This window comes from Rhodoferax sp. GW821-FHT07F03, assembly GCF_059418745.1.
In genome coordinates this window covers 115,357-131,527 of record NZ_JBWKQM010000004.1, presented here as the reverse complement: position 1 = coordinate 131,527, position 16,171 = coordinate 115,357, and the positions used below count along the sequence as shown (strand labels likewise).

13 protein-coding genes are annotated in these 16,171 nt (G+C 60.8%); 12 read left to right on the top strand and 1 reads right to left on the bottom strand.

Features of this window, described 5'->3' with window-relative positions:
- Nucleotides 1-5: 5 nt before the first annotated feature.
- The 7 genes from AC07R0_RS07005 (at nt 6) to AC07R0_RS06975 (ending at nt 8,327) form a co-directional block, all read left to right on the top strand.
- Nucleotides 6-602, top strand: a complete 597-nt coding sequence (locus AC07R0_RS07005) for a flavodoxin (protein ID WP_495097702.1) — start codon at nt 6-8, stop codon at nt 600-602.
- A 32-nt stretch (nt 603-634) separates the two neighbouring features.
- The gene (locus AC07R0_RS07000; protein ID WP_495097703.1) at nt 635-2,023 is read left to right on the top strand and encodes an SUMF1/EgtB/PvdO family nonheme iron enzyme; all 1,389 of its coding nucleotides are present in this window, start codon (nt 635-637) and stop codon (nt 2,021-2,023) included.
- Nucleotides 2,024-2,119: 96 nt separating this feature from the next.
- Nucleotides 2,120-3,097 carry an AraC family transcriptional regulator gene (locus AC07R0_RS06995; protein WP_495097704.1) on the top strand — a complete coding sequence of 326 codons (978 nt, stop codon included), beginning with the start codon at nt 2,120-2,122 and terminating at the stop codon, nt 3,095-3,097.
- 239 nt (nt 3,098-3,336) lie between these two features.
- Entirely contained in the window at nt 3,337-3,945 is a 609-nt protein-coding gene (locus AC07R0_RS06990) for an NAD(P)H-binding protein (RefSeq protein ID WP_495097705.1), read from the top strand.
- Entirely contained in the window at nt 3,935-5,383 is a 1,449-nt protein-coding gene (locus AC07R0_RS06985; RefSeq protein WP_495097706.1) for an MFS transporter, read from the top strand. Before AC07R0_RS06990 ends, AC07R0_RS06985 begins: the two co-directional genes overlap by 11 nt.
- A gap of 106 nt (nt 5,384-5,489) precedes the next feature.
- On the top strand, nt 5,490-6,482 hold the full coding sequence (locus AC07R0_RS06980) for an aldo/keto reductase (RefSeq protein ID WP_495097707.1): 993 nt from the start codon (nt 5,490-5,492) through the stop codon (nt 6,480-6,482).
- A 279-nt stretch (nt 6,483-6,761) separates the two neighbouring features.
- Nucleotides 6,762-8,327, top strand: coding sequence for a Na+/H+ antiporter (locus AC07R0_RS06975; protein ID WP_495097708.1), 1,566 nt, complete (start codon nt 6,762-6,764; stop codon nt 8,325-8,327).
- Nucleotides 8,328-8,546: 219 nt separating this feature from the next.
- Here the strand turns inward: AC07R0_RS06975 and AC07R0_RS06970 are convergent, their stop codons facing one another.
- A complete protein-coding gene (locus AC07R0_RS06970) occupies nt 8,547-9,566 on the bottom strand; it encodes a LacI family DNA-binding transcriptional regulator (RefSeq protein ID WP_495097709.1) in 1,020 nt (339 codons plus the stop codon).
- Between the two features lie 253 nt (nt 9,567-9,819).
- On the opposite strand from AC07R0_RS06970, the gene AC07R0_RS06965 reads away from it, so the two are divergent.
- The 5 genes from AC07R0_RS06965 (at nt 9,820) to AC07R0_RS06945 (ending at nt 16,078) form a co-directional block, all read left to right on the top strand.
- Nucleotides 9,820-10,956 (top strand): ABC transporter ATP-binding protein, encoded by a 1,137-nt coding sequence (locus AC07R0_RS06965; protein ID WP_495097710.1) that lies wholly within the window; start codon nt 9,820-9,822, stop codon nt 10,954-10,956.
- 19 nt (nt 10,957-10,975) lie between these two features.
- Nucleotides 10,976-12,211: an ABC transporter substrate-binding protein gene (locus AC07R0_RS06960; RefSeq protein ID WP_495097711.1), complete on the top strand. Its 1,236-nt coding sequence runs from the start codon at nt 10,976-10,978 to the stop codon at nt 12,209-12,211.
- A 61-nt stretch (nt 12,212-12,272) separates the two neighbouring features.
- The gene (locus AC07R0_RS06955; protein ID WP_495097712.1) at nt 12,273-13,148 is read left to right on the top strand and encodes a carbohydrate ABC transporter permease; all 876 of its coding nucleotides are present in this window, start codon (nt 12,273-12,275) and stop codon (nt 13,146-13,148) included.
- A gap of 12 nt (nt 13,149-13,160) precedes the next feature.
- The gene (locus tag AC07R0_RS06950; protein ID WP_495097713.1) at nt 13,161-14,012 is read left to right on the top strand and encodes a carbohydrate ABC transporter permease; all 852 of its coding nucleotides are present in this window, start codon (nt 13,161-13,163) and stop codon (nt 14,010-14,012) included.
- Between the two features lie 71 nt (nt 14,013-14,083).
- On the top strand, nt 14,084-16,078 hold the full coding sequence (locus AC07R0_RS06945; RefSeq protein ID WP_495097714.1) for a beta-galactosidase: 1,995 nt from the start codon (nt 14,084-14,086) through the stop codon (nt 16,076-16,078).
- Nucleotides 16,079-16,171: the final 93 nt, after the last annotated feature.

Genomic DNA, 16,171 nt, shown 5'->3' with positions numbered 1-16,171 from the left:
AACGCATGGAAACGCTGTCCGGCCGTCGCGACTTCTTTCAGCGTGCACTCTTGCTCACCACCGTCAGCAGTGCCGCTACCGCTGCGCGCGGGAATCCGACGACCGCCATGGTCCCTAGCCCGAACCAGGTTCTTGTCGCCTATCTGTCGCGCTCGGGGAATACGCGCGTGGTCGCCGGCCAGATCGCGCGTGCTCAGACTGCGGACGTCTTCGAGATCCAGGCGTTACAGCCTTATCCGGAGGACTACCGGCAGACGGTGGAGCAAGCGGCACGCGAAGCCGAAACCGGCTTCGAGCCGCAGTTGAAAGCAACGGTACTCGGCATGGAGCGCTATCGAATAGTGTTCCTGGGCTTCCCGATCTGGGGCATGACGGCGCCGCCGCCGATCCGGTCGTTCCTGACTCGCCACAACCTGACGGGCAAGATCATCGTTCCCTTCATCACGCACGGTGGCTACGGGACGGGGCGTAGCCTCGCCGTCCTCGCTCAACTCGCGCTGCGTGCACGCATTGCTGACGCCTTCGTCATGCAGGCGGACCAGGAGCGTGACACGCTGGAGCGGGTGACGAACTGGCTGCAGCAAAGACCCGGCGGCCGATAGATCCGATCACACCGACCACTGGGAGCCACCTGATGCAGACACAGAAGCACTTGAAGTCACACACTGTCGTGCTGGCTTCGATCTCGATGCTGTTCGCCACCTTCGCGAGCGCGCAAGTCGGGCAAGCCGAGGCTGCGAACTCTGTCCATTCTCCGGCGGCCCAGCACACCAACAGCATCGGCATCAGTTTCGTACGAATACCTGCCGGCAGCTTCATGATGGGATCGGGCGACGACGACCGCGACGCCGGCGCTGCGGAGAAGCCTCGCCACCGGGTGACGATCACGCGCCCGTTTTACTTGGCCCGGCACGAGGTCACGCTGACGCAGTGGGAAGCGGTGATGGGCAATAGCCCCTTTAATTCGCGGCGCTCGAATCCCTACTACGACCTGCCGGGCATGGCCGAGCGCCTGCGCAAGCCGTCGAATCCTGCCACCGTGTCGTGGAACGACGCTCAGGCTTTCATCCAGCGCTTGAACGAGCGCGAAGGCCACCGGCGCTACCGATTGCCGACCGAAGCGGAGTGGGAATACGCAGCACGGGCCGGCACGACGACGACCTACTCGTTTGGCGACGACGTGCAGCAACTCGGTCGATACGCCTGGTACGGCGAGGACTTCGCGTCCGGTGCAACGCATCCCGTGGGGCAGAAGCTTCCGAACGCCTGGGGTTTGTACGACGTGCACGGCAACGTCTGGGAATGGGTGCAGGACAGGTACAGCGACGCCTACTACGCGAACAGTCCGGCCAGCGATCCGCCAGGACCAGCCTCCGGTACGAGCCGCACCGTGCGCGGCGGGAGCTGGCATGTCACCTCCGGAAGCTGGCGCTCGGCATTTCGCAAGCCCTATGACCCGGACTACCGCGGCATCAGCATCGGCTTTCGGCTGCTGTTGGAAGAGGAAGCCATTCCACCCCGCCAGTCGGCGACGAGGGTAGATGTACCAGGCCAGCGGCCGACGCTCCGTAGCAATGCCAGCGAACCAAGGGGCAGTGCTGCCATTGCTCGGAATATTGACGCATCTCGAAGGAGTCAGAACCCCATGTCTCAACCACCCGCCGAACAACAAGCCATCCATGCACTGTACAGCCGCATGCACCGGGCTATGGTGACCTCCGATACGCGAACTTTGGCCTCCATGCTGACCGACGATTTTCATCTCGTCCACATGACCGGGTACGACCAGCCTCGCGCCGAGTGGCTGGCACACATCGAGTCGGGACAAATGCGTTACCACGACTCTGCGGAAGAGGAGGTTGTCATCAAAGTCGATGGCAGCCAGGCAACGTTGAGAGGCCGTAACCGGGTCAACGCCAACATCTGGGGTGCACGGGGAATTTGGCCTCTGCAGCTCGACATTGACCTTTCCTTGCGCGACGGACGATGGCTGATGTCCGCAGCGCAAGCCACTACCTACTGAGCTGGCATTGCGGGATTCATTTCATTCTTTGCACGATCCTGCATGGGTCGACACCAAAGTGAGACAAGCTCCGCCAGAAGAACTAAGCTGATACGCATGTTCAAGTTCACCGGCCACCTGTCGAACCCAAGCCTCCGCATGTCGGAAGATCCGGTGCGGGTGACGGTGTTGAAAGCGGAGTTGGCCGCGAGCATTGCCCGTCTAACCCGGGGAGAAGGTGCCTTCACGACAGCGATTCCTCGGCTGATCCTCGGCAAGGTTTCACGCACCCTGCATCCCGTGCACACGGTCTATGAACCCGCACTGTGCGTGATCGCCCAGGGCAGCAAGCGGGTACTGCTCGGCGATGACGTCTACGTCTACGACCCAAGTCAGTACCTCGTCTTTGCGCAGAACCTTCCTGTCGTCGGGCAAGTGATTGATGCATCGCCCGAATGTCCCCACCTGGCGATGCGGCTCAACTTGGACGTCAAGGAGATCATGGCCCTGGCATTGGAACTGGGCTTGAAGGGCAAGCCTTCTTCGGGTCATGAGGTCGGGCGCGGTATCTACACCAGCGACAACACGGTGGTCCTGCTGGAGCCGCTGCTGCGCCTGCTGGCGTTGCTGGAGACTCCTGAAGACATTCCTACCTTGGCGCCTCTGGTCATCCGGGAGATCGTGTACCGGCTATTGAAGTCCTCGGATGGCTGGCGGCTCGCGCAATTGGCCATGGTCGAGAGCCACAGCCAGCGTGTCGCGCAAATCATCGAGGTGTTGCGGAAGCGCTATGCGGAAACGTTGCGCATGGAAGACCTCGCCAAGCAGGTGCATTGGAGCGTCTCTGCGCTGCACCACCACTTCAAGGCCATTACGGCCATGAGCCCGCTGCAATACCAGAAGCAACTTCGCCTGCAGGAAGCGCGGCGCGTGATGCTCGGCGAAAACATCGACGCGGCCGCCGCAGGGCACCGCGTGGGCTACGAGAGTCAATTCCAGTTCAACCGCGAGTACAGCCGGTTTTTCGGGGCGCCGCCTGCGCGCGACATAAAGCGATTGCGCGAACAGCAGGCGACCGGCGGCATGAGCGGCTAAACGATTGAAGCGAGGGGCGTCCCGTGTAACGGCCCCCTGCGTGTACCACCCACAGCCGACGCCAGGGTGCCTTCGACGGCGGCCCAGGACGAACTCGTGCCTTCGCTGGGATGCGCACAGGCGAATGGACCACCAACGACAGGAGTTTTCATGAAGAAGCATCAACTGAGAGAGACGCGCATGGACTTTATCGAGCGCTGACCCCTGACTCTCCCACGCATACGACGCAGAGGAATTTCATGAAGCGTGTGTTGATTCTCGGCGCCCACGGGCAGATCGCCCGTGTGGCCACAGATCTGTTCCTGACCCGTCCCGAGATCCGGCTTACCCTGTTTGCCCGCCAAGGCCGACGACGACTGAAATTTGACGGCAACCCACGCGTAGAAGTCGTCGAGGGTGACGTGCTCGACGCTCAGGCCCTTGACGCGGTGATGCCGGGCCACGATGTGGTGTATGCCAACCTGGCCGGGCCGTTGGAGCAGCAGGCCCGGGGGATAGTGAAAGCCATGCTCAATGCCGGCGTTCGCCGCCTGATCTTCATCAGCTCGATGGGGATCTACGACGAAGTGCCGGGCGAGCGGCACGGCAGCATCCTCGATCCCTATCGCAAGGCTGCTGCCGTCATCGAAGCCTCGTCGCTGGACTACATCTTGCTGCGCCCGGCCTGGCTGAACAACCGAGACGAGATCGCCTACGGAACTACGCAAAAGGGCGAACCCTTTCAAGCGGCCGGCGAGTCGGTGTCACGCAAGAGCGTGGCTGATCTCGTAGTCCGGCTTGCAGTCACCCCGGAGATGGACATCCGGCACAGCCTGGGTGTTCACAAGGAGACGGTTCGTGCGAGCTGAGACCATTTCAGCCAATCCGGCGCATCGCGGGTACCTGGTGGTGATCATGCTCGCCAGCTACGCGATGATCGTGATCGACAACTCGATCGTGATCACCGGGCTGCCCTCCATCCGCGACGGCCTGGGGTTCTCGGCGGGTGGTCTGTCGTGGGTGCAAAACGCTTACGCCCTGGCGTTTGGAGGCCTCATGCTGCTGGGTGCACGTGCCGGCGATCTGCTGGGCCGGCGACGTGTTTTCATCGTCGGTTTGGGCATATTCAGTGTGGCCTCGCTGTTCATCGGCTTGGCCAGCACGCCAGCTTGGTTGGTCGGCGCGCGGGCGGTTCAAGGCATCGGCGCCGCCGTCCTCGCCCCCTCCACGCTCGCCCTGTTGTCCACCAGCTTTGCCGAAGGACCCGAGCGCAATCGTGTTCTCGGCTGGTATGGGGCGGTCGGCGGCATCACTGCCAGCCTCGGTCTGGTGGTAGGTGGCATCGTGGCGGACCTGATCTCTTGGCGGGCCGGCTTCTTCATCAATGTCCCGATCGGTGCACTTCTGATGTGGGGTGCCCGTCGCTACATCGACGAGACGCCACGGCAGTCCGGTCGGTTCGACATCGCGGGCGCGGTCCTCTCCACTCTGAGCGTTGTCGCGCTGGTCTATGGCCTGGTTCACGCGGCCGAGGAAAGCTGGTTGCATTGGAGAACGGCCGCACCGCTGTTGGCTGGTGTCGTGTTTGGCGCGCTGTTCCTGCAGGTTGAGCGTCATGCCGACCAGCCCATCCTTCCACTACGGCTGTTCGCTAGTCGCGAACGCTCGGGTGCGAATGCAGCACGCGTGCTGTTCATCGGCGCCGCGATGGGATTCTTTTTCTACGTCACTCAGTACCTGCAGGGCGTGCTCGGCATGCGTCCTATGTGGGCCGGCATCGCCTTTTTTCCGTCGATGCTGGTCAACTTCCTCGGTGCTTTGACTGCTCCAAGACTCGTGAACCGGTTCGGCCACAACGCTGTGCTGGCGGCCGCACTCACAACGTCGCTCGTGGGCATGGCGGGGTTAGGACAGCTCGATGCCGGTAGCCCCTTTCTGCTCGGCGTTGCGCTGCCGATGGCGCTGGTAGGCGCAGGCATGGGGGCTACCTTGGCGCTGCTCACGATCAACGGTGTGGCCGGCGTCGCACCGCAGGATGCCGGCTCGGCGTCAGGACTCGTAGGTGTGGCGCATCAACTAGGAGGCGCCCTGGGTCTGGCGATTCTCGTGGTGGTATTCGCGGCGCCCGTAGTGCCGAATGGGACCGCGCCAAACATCGAGCTTGCGCACAGGGTTGGCGCAGCGCTGTCCGGGGCCGCCGTCTTGCTGGCCTTCGCACTGCTTCTCGTTTTTTGGTATGTGGTTCGCAGGTCGCCATCGGCCAGGACCGGTGTGGAAGGTTCTGCCGTACGAAGGGATTCCCAATGACGGCGCTGACCCTGGACTGCGCCATCCTGCGCTGTCGTGTCCATAAGGCTCGGCGGTCTCCAACTCGGCTCGCCGAATGCTCTCAATCAACAGCAAAGGAAACATCATGAAGTACATCAAACTCGGAAACACTGGCGTCGACGTCTCGAAAATCTGTCTCGGGATGATGAGTTTTGGCAAACCAGGCAGTGAACATGGACTGTTCCCCTGGGCGGTGGACTTCGAAGACGCCAAGCCCATCTTTAAGAAGGCGATCGAGCTCGGCATCAACTACTTCGACACGGCCAACGTGTACCAGTTGGGCTCCAGCGAGGAGGTGACCGGCAAGCTCATCAGGGAATTCAATCTCGACCGGGATGACATCGTCGTCGCTACCAAGGTCCGAATGGAGATGCGGCCCGGTAAGCCAAACGGCAGCGGCCTTTCGCGAAAAGCCATCCTCGGCGAAATCGACAAGAGCCTGAAGCGGCTGGACCTGGACTACGTTGATCTCTACACCATCCATCGGCTCGACCCGCTGACCCCCATGGAAGAAACCATGGAGGCGCTCCACGATGTCGTGAAAAGCGGCAAGGTCAGATACATCGGTGCCTCGACCATGTACGCCTGGGAATTTGAAAGGATGCAGAACATCGCGGAGACGAACGGATGGACAAAATTCGTCGCGATGCAGAACCACTACAACCTCATCTACCGGGAAGAAGAGCGCGAGATGATCCCGCTGTGCAGGGATCGCAATATCGCGCTCACGCCATGGAGCCCACTGGCCGGCGGTCGACTGGCGCATCCATGGGGAACGGTCACGCAGCGCGTGAAGATCGATGAAGTCTCAAAGTGGGTCTGGGACGGTACCAACGACCTGGATAAGGTCGTCATCGACAATCTGCAATCTTTGGCACAGGCGCGAGGCATCTCGATGGGCCAGATGTCCTTGGCGTGGATGCTCAGCAAGTCCTACATCGCCGCACCCATTGTCGGGACGACAGCGACAAAGCACGTAGAAGAAGCTGTCGCGGCGCTGGAGATTCAACTCTCCGACGAAGAAATCCAGGCGCTCGAAAAGCCTTATGTTCCGCATCCCGTGCTGGGAATGATGTGAGGGACTCATTCCAAATAGTCGTTACCCAATAACTGTGTGGAAAGCAAGCCGCCCGAATAACCAGCGGATGGCTAGAAGTAGCAACCAAGTTTTGAAGTTAACCAGCGGTGTGCTCCGCTACCCCGGGAGTCATCACATTCAAAGAAGAGGAGGCGCACGCGCTCAACAACCGACTCGATACGCTCGTTGATGCGCCAGCTCAACGGGTCAGCGACCGCACGATCTTTGCGCGGCTCGTCAAACCAGAGGCGGCTCCAGTGAGAGCGGCGCGATCATGTTATGGAAACCTTTGAGTGGATCATCGTATTGCTGATCGCAGCAGCGTCTCTGGCCGAGCTAGCTCGTCGGATCGGGACGCCGTATCCCACACTGCTGGCGCTGGGGGGCGCGGGTCTGGCTTTCTTACCTGCGATCCCACAATGGACACTCGATCCTGAGTTGGCCTTGGCCTTGTTCGTGGCGCCGGTGCTGCTCGATGCAGCCTACGATACATCGGTTCGCGACCTTCGCGCGAACTGGCGTCCCGTAACCGGCCTCGTGGTGGCCGCAGTTGGAACGACTGTGGTCGGCGTGGCGCTGGCCTGCCGCTGGCTCGTGCCGGAGATGCCTTGGCCGATTGCGGTGGCGTTGGGCGCCATTGTGGCTCCGCCGGACGCAGCCGCGGCAACGGCCGTAATGCGTCAGGTGGGATTGCCGCACCGCGTACTCAACATCCTGGAAGGCGAGAGCCTGCTTAACGACGCCAGCGCGTTGTTCGTGTACCGCTTAGCCCTAATGGCGGCGATCGCGGGACCTTTGGGCTTCGGCGACTACCTGCCGGTGTTCCTGCTTACGGTGTTCGGCAGCATTGCTGCGGGCGTCGGCTTGGGCTTCGTCTTGCGCCCGGTGACGAGTGCGCCTGAGCACGTCCCCACGTCGTTGATCCTGCAGTTCGCCGTCACTTTCGGGGTCTGGATACTCGCCGAGAAAATCGGCCTCTCCGGCATCCTGACGATGGTGGCTTTTGCGATGACCATGGCGCGCGGCGGTGGCCCAAGACTTCCGGCGCGCATGCGCGTGCCGATTTTCGCCGTCTGGGAAACGGTGGTCTTCGTCTTGAACGCGCTCGCCTTCGTGCTGATCGGCATGCAGTTGCGACCAATCTGGGAGCGCCTGGGGAGCGGCACCGCCCGCGTCGATGCCGTCGTGGTGGCTGTGGTCGTACTCGGCGTAGCCATCGCGACACGGTTTCTGTGGGTGATGGGCTACAGCGCGCTCGTAATGCACAACAACAAGAAGATTGAGTCCGGGAAGCGTCCGAAACGATCGTGGGGCGGCGGCCTCGTGCTCTCCTGGGCCGGGATGCGCGGCATCGTGACCCTTGCCGCCGCCTTCGCTATTCCCGAGACACTGCCGGATGGTTCGCCATTCCCTTTCCGCGACCTCATCCTCCTGAGCGCGTTCGTGGTGGTGTTCGGCACGCTGGTGGTCCAGGGGCTGACGATGAAGACGCTCATCGGCTGGCTGAAGCTGTCTGACGACGATCCGGTAGCCGCAGAAGTGCGAGCGGGGCGGACGCTGATCTATCAGGCACTGCTCGACGCGATCCAGACGGACGACTCCGTGCACGCGAGACTGCTCAAGAAGGAATACCAGGGTGTCGTCGAACTGAACGCAAGCCAGGACAATGCGCAGCCGCTGAACGAAGTCCCTGGAGGGCCATTGCGGCGACAGGCCATCAAGGCTGCACGCCGCAAGGCAATCGAACTTCGCAATCAGGAAGCCATCGGCGAGCAGGCATACCGAGCGCTAGTGCAAGAGCTGGATTGGGCTGAACTGGCTGCCGGGGGAACTGCTGGCGGCTGAATACTGTGAATGGATGTTAATGGAGGTGCGGATAAAAACTTGGACTGGTTTTATGCCGCGAGCCCTAGGCTCACCCGGTATTCGACGGAGCTGAGAGCGCCGAGAGAGTGAACTACCTCCAAGTAGTCCAAAAATTCCGCCGCCCCTCCTGGTCAACCTGTCATCGGCGGCAACAGTCAATGTACGCGTTGTAGGCCTTTGGCATTTGGACAGGGTCGTTTAGCCCCGGGTCGGTGGCGCGGTTGATTGCCGCACGACCAGTTCCAGCGTGTCGACGCATTCCATTGGCGGGGTGTCGGGAGCGTTGTCTAGCAGGCTCAGTAACATTTCAATACCACGCGCAGCCATGGCGGTAGTGGGAATGGCTACTGTGGTAAGCCCGGGCCTGGACTGGGCCGACTGCTGGATGTTGGTGATGCTGACCACCGACAGGTCTTGCGGCACGCGTATGCCCAGGTCGGAGGCGGCGTCCAGCACGGCCAGTGCCGGCAGATCGTTCGAGACAAACAGGGCCGTGATGTCTGGCTTGCTGGCCAGATAGCGGTGCGCGGTGGCGTAGCCTTGCTCAAACGAATCTTCACAGACCATCACGTTGGCGGCAGGCAGCTCGGCACCCGCGGCGGCTATGGCCTGGCAGCAGCCCTCGTAGCGGCCGCCGTGGATGCCGTCGAGCGCACTGGCGATGATGGCGCCAATTTTCCGGTGGCCCAGGGCCAGCAGGTGTTCGGTCGCCAGCTGCCCCGCCTTGCGTGAATCAAAGCCCACGCAGGGGATGCCGGGGTGGCGCTCCGGGAATTCCCACACACTGACGACCACCGGCATGCCGCTGTCTGCCAGGGCCTGCAGCTGTGGCAGGTACAGGTCACCCCGGTTAGCGACCAGCACGCCGTCAGACAGCGAGCCGGCCACATCGTGCAAAAACTGCTGGCCGCCGTCTTCCTCGTGTTCGGTGTTGCAGATCAGCAGAAAGCGGCCGTTCTTGCGGGCCGCCAGATGGGCCTGCAGTGTGAACTCGGGGTAGAAGGGGTTGGTGATGCAGCTCACCATCAGCGCCAGGGTGGGGGCTTTGCGCTCCACCAGCGCGCGGGCGTTCAAATTGGGGCGGTACTTCTCGGCGGCAATTGCGGCCAGCACTCGCTCACGGGTTTCATCGCCTACGCGGCCCTTGCCGCGAATCACATTCGTCACCGTGGTGGGGGTGACGCCTGCGCGCAGTGCCACTTCTTTGATGGTTGCCATATCGGTCGGATGCGGATTTCGAAGGTGTTGGAGGGGCGTGGAGCAGCAGGGTGGATAGCCTGTATCAGGGCCTGATTGTCGTCTCAAGCAGAACTTTTTTTGCAAAACTAGTTTAACGTTAAATCAAATTGCGCTAGACTCCCGCAAAATTCAGAAAAATCAAAGTGTCGCCACAGGGGCGACGGCCAAATGCAGCGTTTGCTGTTTTTTTTGGTGCAGTTGATTTAACGTTAAATCAAGCAGGAGACAAAACATGGCGGCCATCCGTTTGCAGGGCGTATTCAAGTCGTTTGGCGACTTCCCACCGGTTCTGAAAGACGTGAACCTGGACATTGGCGAGAGCGAGTTTTGCGTCTTCCTCGGGCCGTCGGGCTGCGGCAAGTCCACGCTGCTGCGGATCGTGGCGGGTCTGGAAGACCCAACGGGTGGCGACATCGAAATTGCTGGGCAGCGCGTCAATGCCGTACCCGCGGCCAAGCGCGGCGTGGCCATGGTGTTCCAAAGCTATGCGCTGTTTCCCCACATGACGGTGGCCGAGAACATGGGCTTTGGCCTGAAGCTGGCCAAGAAGACGTCGACCGAAGTGCAGCAAAAGGTCTTGGAAGCCGCGCGCATTCTGCAGCTGGAGACGCTGTTGGACCGCAAGCCCAAAGCCCTCTCTGGCGGTCAGCGGCAGCGCGTGGCGATTGGCCGGGCGATTGTGCGGGAGCCGGGCGTGTTTCTGTTCGACGAGCCGCTGTCCAACCTGGACACCACCTTGCGGGGCCAGACCCGGCTGGAGATCGCCAAGCTGCATGCCAGCTTCAAACAATCGTCCACGGTGTATGTGACCCACGACCAGGTCGAAGCCATGACTCTGGCCGACAAGATCGTGTTGCTGAATGCCGGCGCTAATACCGACCGTTACGGCAGCATCGCCCAGGTCGGCGCGCCGCTGGAGCTGTACCACAGCCCCAACAGCCAGTTTGTGGCCGGCTTCATTGGCTCGCCCCAGATGAATTTCTTGGCCGCCCGCGTGCTGGACTGCAATGCCCACGGCGTTGCGGTGGCAGTCCACGCCACCGGGCAAACCGTGCGCACCCACCACAAGTCAAGCCAGTTGCAAGAGGGCCAGGAGTTGACGCTGGGCATACGTCCCGAGCATCTGCGGCCATGCGCACCGCAGGCCGTGGACAGCGTGGATGCGTCAGCGATCACCGGCCTCATTGCCGCCATCGAACGGCTGGGCGAACAAACCTATTTGCACTTCAGCTGTGGCGACAGCCAGAGCCTGATCGCCAGCGTGCCGGGCAATACCGCGCACCGGATGGGCGATGCGATCACGTTGGCAGTGCCCGCTGAACACTGCCATCTATTCACCGCGGACGGACGCGCGGTTCAGCAGAACTAAACCAAAACAGGAGACAAAGATGAAATTTAAGCAATTACTCACCGCATGTGCCGCCACCCTGGCACTGGCATCCGGGGCCCACGCGGGCACCATGACGGCCAACATCGCCTTCAAGGGCAGCGGCTCGCGGGCGGTTTGGGAGGGCATCATTGCCGACTTTGAGAAGGCCAACCCGGACATCAAGGTCAAGGCTGCCTTCATCGAAGAAGAAACCTACAAAGTGCAGTTGCCCGCCTGGCTCACCACGGCTGCACCCGACATCGTGAAATGGCATGAAGGCGAGCGCATGGCCTATTACGCTAAGCGAGGGCTGTTTGAAGACATCTCCGAGGACTGGGCCAAGAACGGCTGGGACAAAGACTTTGCCTCCTTGAAGGGTGCCTCATCCTATAAGGGCAAGCAGTACGCCCTGCCTACCGACTACTTCGGCTGGGGTGTGTACTACCGCAAGGACTTGTTTGACAAGGTGGGCATCAAGGCCGAGCCCAAGACCTGGGAGGAATTCCTGGACGCCTGCAAGAAGCTTAAGGCTGCAGGCATTGCGCCCATCGTAGTAGGCGGGCGTGATTCGTGGACACTGGCCGCATGGTTTGACTACCTGGACTTCCGCATCAACGGCTACGAGTTCCACATGAAGTTGATGGACGGCGAGATCGCCTACACCGACCCGCGTGTAAAGGCCGTTTACGCGGCCTGGAAGACGCTGCTTGACGAGGGCTACTTCATCGAAAACGCGCTGTCCTACACGCTCGATTCCGCGCAGCCGCTGTTCAACCAAGGACAGGCGGCGATGACCCTGATGGGCACCTTTTTGTCGGGCGGCATTCCGCCGGACGTGAAGCAAAAGACCGGCTTCTTCCAGTTCCCTGTGGTTAAGAGCGGTGTGCCGATGGCCGAAGACGGCTCGGCCGAATGCCTGAACATTCCAGCCAAGGCTAAGAACAAGCCGGACGCCCGCAAGTTCCTGGCATTTATGGGCACGCCGGAGATAAGTGGCCGGCTGGCCAAACCCTTTGGCACCTTGCCTGCCAACAACCGGTCGACGGTATCGGACGACCCGATTGCCCGCCGTGCGTTTGACATCCTGTCGTCCACCAAGGGCGGTATCGCGCAGTTCTACGACCGCGACATGACCAAGGAAATGGCCGACGAGGGCATGAAGGGCATGCAGCGCTTCATGACGGACCCCAGCAAGCTGGACGACATCCTGGCGCAGGTGGAGCAGCAGCGGCTGCGCATCTACGCGAAGAAGTAAATCCAAGCCAGGGGCTGAGACATCCGCCCCCGCGCCACTTCTCCAGAAAGCCATTCAAGCCATGTCCACACAAGCCCATGCATCGCCATTGGCCAGGCAGCGCCGCCTGTCTGCGGCCCTGTTTCTTGCACCCGCATTGACCGTATTTGCGGTGTACGTGATCTACCCCATCTTCAACAGCATCGTGCTCAGCTTCTATGACTGGGACGGTGTGGCCGACAAAGTCTACATAGGCTTGGCCAACTACCGCGAACTCTTTGAGTCGCAGACCTTCTATATCGCGCTGAAGAACAATCTGCTGTGGCTGCTGCTGTTCATGCTGGCGCCGCCGATTGGCCTGGCCTTCGCCCTGTTCCTGAACCAGCAGGTGCGTGGCATCAAGCTGGCCAAGTCGCTGTTCTTCGCGCCCTTTGTGCTGCCGGGCGTGGTGGTGGGCCTGGTGTTTGGCTGGTTCTTCGACCCGAGCTTTGGCCTCTTCAGGCTCATCGTGGGCCACGGCGTGCCGGTGCTGGGCGACGAGCGCTATGCCACCTACGGCATCATCTTTTCCGCGCTGTGGCCGCAGATACCGTTTTGCATGGTCCTGTACCTGACGGGGCTGACCGGCATCAACCACGAGGTCATAGAAGCCGGTCGCATGGAAGGCGCCAGCGGCTGGACCTTGCTCTGGCATGTGGTGCTGCCGCAGCTGCGGCCTGCCACCTTCATGGCCATCACCCTGACGGTGATTGGCGCGCTGCGCAGCTTTGACCTGATCGCGGTGATGAGCGGCGGCGGCCCTTACGACAGCTCGACCGTGCTGGCGTACTTCATGTACGACCAATCCATCAAGTACTTCCGGTTTGGCTACTCCGCCGCCATTGCGGTGGTGCTGTTTCTCATCATGTCGGTATTCATTGCGTATCAGCTGCGTCGCCTGCTGAAAGCAGAAAGTTGAGCGAGGGTCACCATGTTTCCCCTACCTATTGAGAAATGGAAGCCCATCAACCGGCTGGGCTACAAGTGCGTGCTGCCCATCGCGCTGCTGCTTTGGCTGATGCCGCTGCTGGCCGTGATGGTGACTTCGGTGCGGTCCAATGAGGATCTGTTGCAAGGCAACTATTGGGGTTGGCCGCAGAGCATCACGGTGGTGGAGAACTACCGCACCGTGTTGGTCAGCTCGCCCATGTTGCAGTACTTCTGGAACAGCTGCCTGATCACCCTGCCTTCGGTGCTGGGCGCCATGGCGTTCTCGGCCATGGCCGGCTTTGCTTTGGCCACCTATCCCTTCAAAGGCAACACCTCCATCCTCGCCACCTTTGTGGCGGGCAACTTTGTGCCGGTGCAAATCTTGATGATCCCAGTGCGGGACCTGACCCTGCAGATGGGCATGTTCAACACGGTGCAGGGTCTGGTGTTCTTTCACGTGGCATTCCAGACCGGCTTTTGCACGCTGTTCTTGCGCAACTTCATCAAGGAGCTGCCGTTTGAACTGTTTGAAGCCGCGCGCATTGAAGGTGCGTCCGAATGGCAGCTGTTCTACAAGATCGTGTTGCCACTCATAACACCGGCACTGGCGGCACTGTCCATCCTGGTCTTCACCTTTGTGTGGAACGACTACTTCTGGGCTCTGTGCTTGACGCAGGGGGACGAGGCCGCGCCCATCACCGTCGGGGTGGCCGCCTTGAAAGGGCAGTGGACTACCGCGTGGAACCTGGTGTCCGCCGGGTCTCTGCTAGCCGCCATGCCGTCTGTGCTGATGTTCTTTGCCATGCAAAAGCACTTTGTTTCCGGCCTCACCTTTGGCGCAACCAAGGGCTGAGGTCTTCCCCCACACCGCAGCTTCGACCTGTTGCCGGGGCTGCACATAACCATCATTAGATAGGAAATGACATGAAAGTCGGAGTCGATTACTACCCGGAACATTGGGATGCCAGCATGTGGGAGCAAGACGCCATCGCCATGAAAGAGGCGGGTGTCTCTATCGTCAGGCTGGCGGAGTTTGCCTGGTCAAGAATGGAGCCCACACAAGGCGTTTTTAACTTTGACTGGCTGGACAAGGCCATCGCTGTGTTGGCTGCACAAGGCATCGAGATCGTTTTGGGTACGCCCACCGCAACGCCACCCAACTGGCTGGTCGAGGCCTACCCCGATGTGCTGCCGGTGGACAGCAAGAAGCAACCTATGTACCCGGGCGTGCGCTGCCACCGCTGCTACAACAGCCCATCGCTCAAGCACTTCACTGCACTCATCGTGAACGAGATGACGGGCCGGTATGCAAACAACAAAGCCGTCATCGGCTGGCAGACCGACAACGAGCTGGCCGCCAACGATTGCCATTGTGTGAACTGCACGGCGCAGTTCAGGGTCTGGCTGCAAGACAAATATGGAACGCTGGAAAACCTGAACCGCGAATGGGGCACCGTGGTGTGGAGCGGCGAGTACAGCGCCTGGACCCAGGTGACCACCCCGCTGGGCGGCTCGCCGCACCAGAACCCCTCGCTGCTGCTGGACTTTCAACGCTTCTCTTCGGACTCGGTGGCGGCCTTCAACGGCTTCCAGGCCGCGCTGCTACGCGAGCGCTGCAAAGACCGGTTCGTTACCCATAACCTCTGGGGCTACCCGGTGGTGACGGACTACTACGACCTGTTCAAGGACATGGACTTCGTGTCGCTGGACTACTACCCCAGCACAGACCTTAAAAATGACGCCAAATCCAAGTTCTACCATGGTGCGTTGACGCACGATCTCACGCGTGGTGTGAAGCAAAAAAATTACTGGGTCATGGAGCAACTCAGCGGCACCCCTGGCTGCTGGTACCCCATGTCGCGCACTCCGTTCCCCGGCATGATCCGCGCCCATGCATGGCAAAGCATCTCGCGCGGTGCCGACGTGGTGGTGCACTTCCGCTGGCGTACCGCAAGGGTGGGGGCCGAGCAGTTCTGGCACGGCCTGCATGACCACCACGGCATTCCAGGCCGGCGCTTCCAGGAGTTCAAGCAGTTTGCGCACGAGGTGAATCGCCTCAGTGCCGCGCTGGACGGCACGGCCGTGGTGAATGACGTAGCCATGTTGTTCTCCCACGAACAGCACAACGCACTGAAGATCCAGCCGCAGTCGGATGGCTTCGACTACCTGGACAACTTCAAGCAACTGCACAGCGCATTCCTGCGCCTGGGTGTGGGCACCGATGTCATCAACTGGACGGCTGATATTGATCGCTACAAAGTGGTGGTGGCACCCTATCTGTTTTTGGAAAATGCAGAAGTCAACGCTAAGCTGCAGAGCTTTGCACAGGGCGGTGGCACCGTGGTCCTGACCACCCGTACGAGCGTGAAGAACATGAACAATGTGTGTGGGCCGCAGCGGCTGCCGGGTGGATTGGCGGCGATGGCAGGTGTCGAGGTGGACGAGTACGACCCGGTGGGCCGCGACCTGCAAACGCTGCGTTTTGCAAGCTCCGAAGAGCACACTTGCAAACAGTGGTGCGACGTATTAACCCCCACGACAGCCCGGACCATTGCGCACTATGCCTCTGAATATTTCGAGGGACGCAGCGCGATTACCAAAAACACGTTCGGTCGAGGATGTGTCTACTACATCGGCACGGTCCTGAGCGACTCCGCGTACAAGCATCTTTTTTCCGATGTGGTTCGTGACGCGAGCCTGGAGCACTTCGACGGTCTTCCAGAGGGGGTAGAAGTTTCTCGCCGGACGGGCTTAGGCAAAGATTTTTTGTTTGTACTGAATCTGTCCAAAGAGGAGAAGGTGGTTCGGTTGGGCCAGAGGCGTTATGCCTGCGAACTTTCCGGTGAGCAGTTCCATGACTGCATGACTCTCGAAGGCGGTGCTGTCCTGGTACTTCGGGAGATCGCCGCAGAAGTCTGATGCCTAGTGCAACGAGGGAGGTGTAAAGACAGACATCGTGTCCACGATGTCCAAGAGGCGGAGCGCAACGTACCCAAGGGTATGCAACAACAA

Coding starts and splice junctions, on each gene's coding strand:
- AC07R0_RS07005 (WP_495097702.1), top strand. CDS start 6: ATGGAAACGCTGTCCGGCCGTCGCGACTTCTTTCAGCGTGCACTCTTG.
- AC07R0_RS06945 (WP_495097714.1), top strand. CDS start 14,084: ATGAAAGTCGGAGTCGATTACTACCCGGAACATTGGGATGCCAGCATG.
- AC07R0_RS06975 (WP_495097708.1), top strand. CDS start 6,762: ATGGAAACCTTTGAGTGGATCATCGTATTGCTGATCGCAGCAGCGTCT.
- AC07R0_RS06995 (WP_495097704.1), top strand. CDS start 2,120: ATGTTCAAGTTCACCGGCCACCTGTCGAACCCAAGCCTCCGCATGTCG.
- AC07R0_RS06970 (WP_495097709.1), bottom strand. CDS start 9,566: ATGGCAACCATCAAAGAAGTGGCACTGCGCGCAGGCGTCACCCCCACC.
- AC07R0_RS06955 (WP_495097712.1), top strand. CDS start 12,273: ATGTCCACACAAGCCCATGCATCGCCATTGGCCAGGCAGCGCCGCCTG.
- AC07R0_RS06965 (WP_495097710.1), top strand. CDS start 9,820: ATGGCGGCCATCCGTTTGCAGGGCGTATTCAAGTCGTTTGGCGACTTC.
- AC07R0_RS06980 (WP_495097707.1), top strand. CDS start 5,490: ATGAAGTACATCAAACTCGGAAACACTGGCGTCGACGTCTCGAAAATC.
- AC07R0_RS07000 (WP_495097703.1), top strand. CDS start 635: ATGCAGACACAGAAGCACTTGAAGTCACACACTGTCGTGCTGGCTTCG.
- AC07R0_RS06990 (WP_495097705.1), top strand. CDS start 3,337: ATGAAGCGTGTGTTGATTCTCGGCGCCCACGGGCAGATCGCCCGTGTG.
- AC07R0_RS06950 (WP_495097713.1), top strand. CDS start 13,161: ATGTTTCCCCTACCTATTGAGAAATGGAAGCCCATCAACCGGCTGGGC.
- AC07R0_RS06960 (WP_495097711.1), top strand. CDS start 10,976: ATGAAATTTAAGCAATTACTCACCGCATGTGCCGCCACCCTGGCACTG.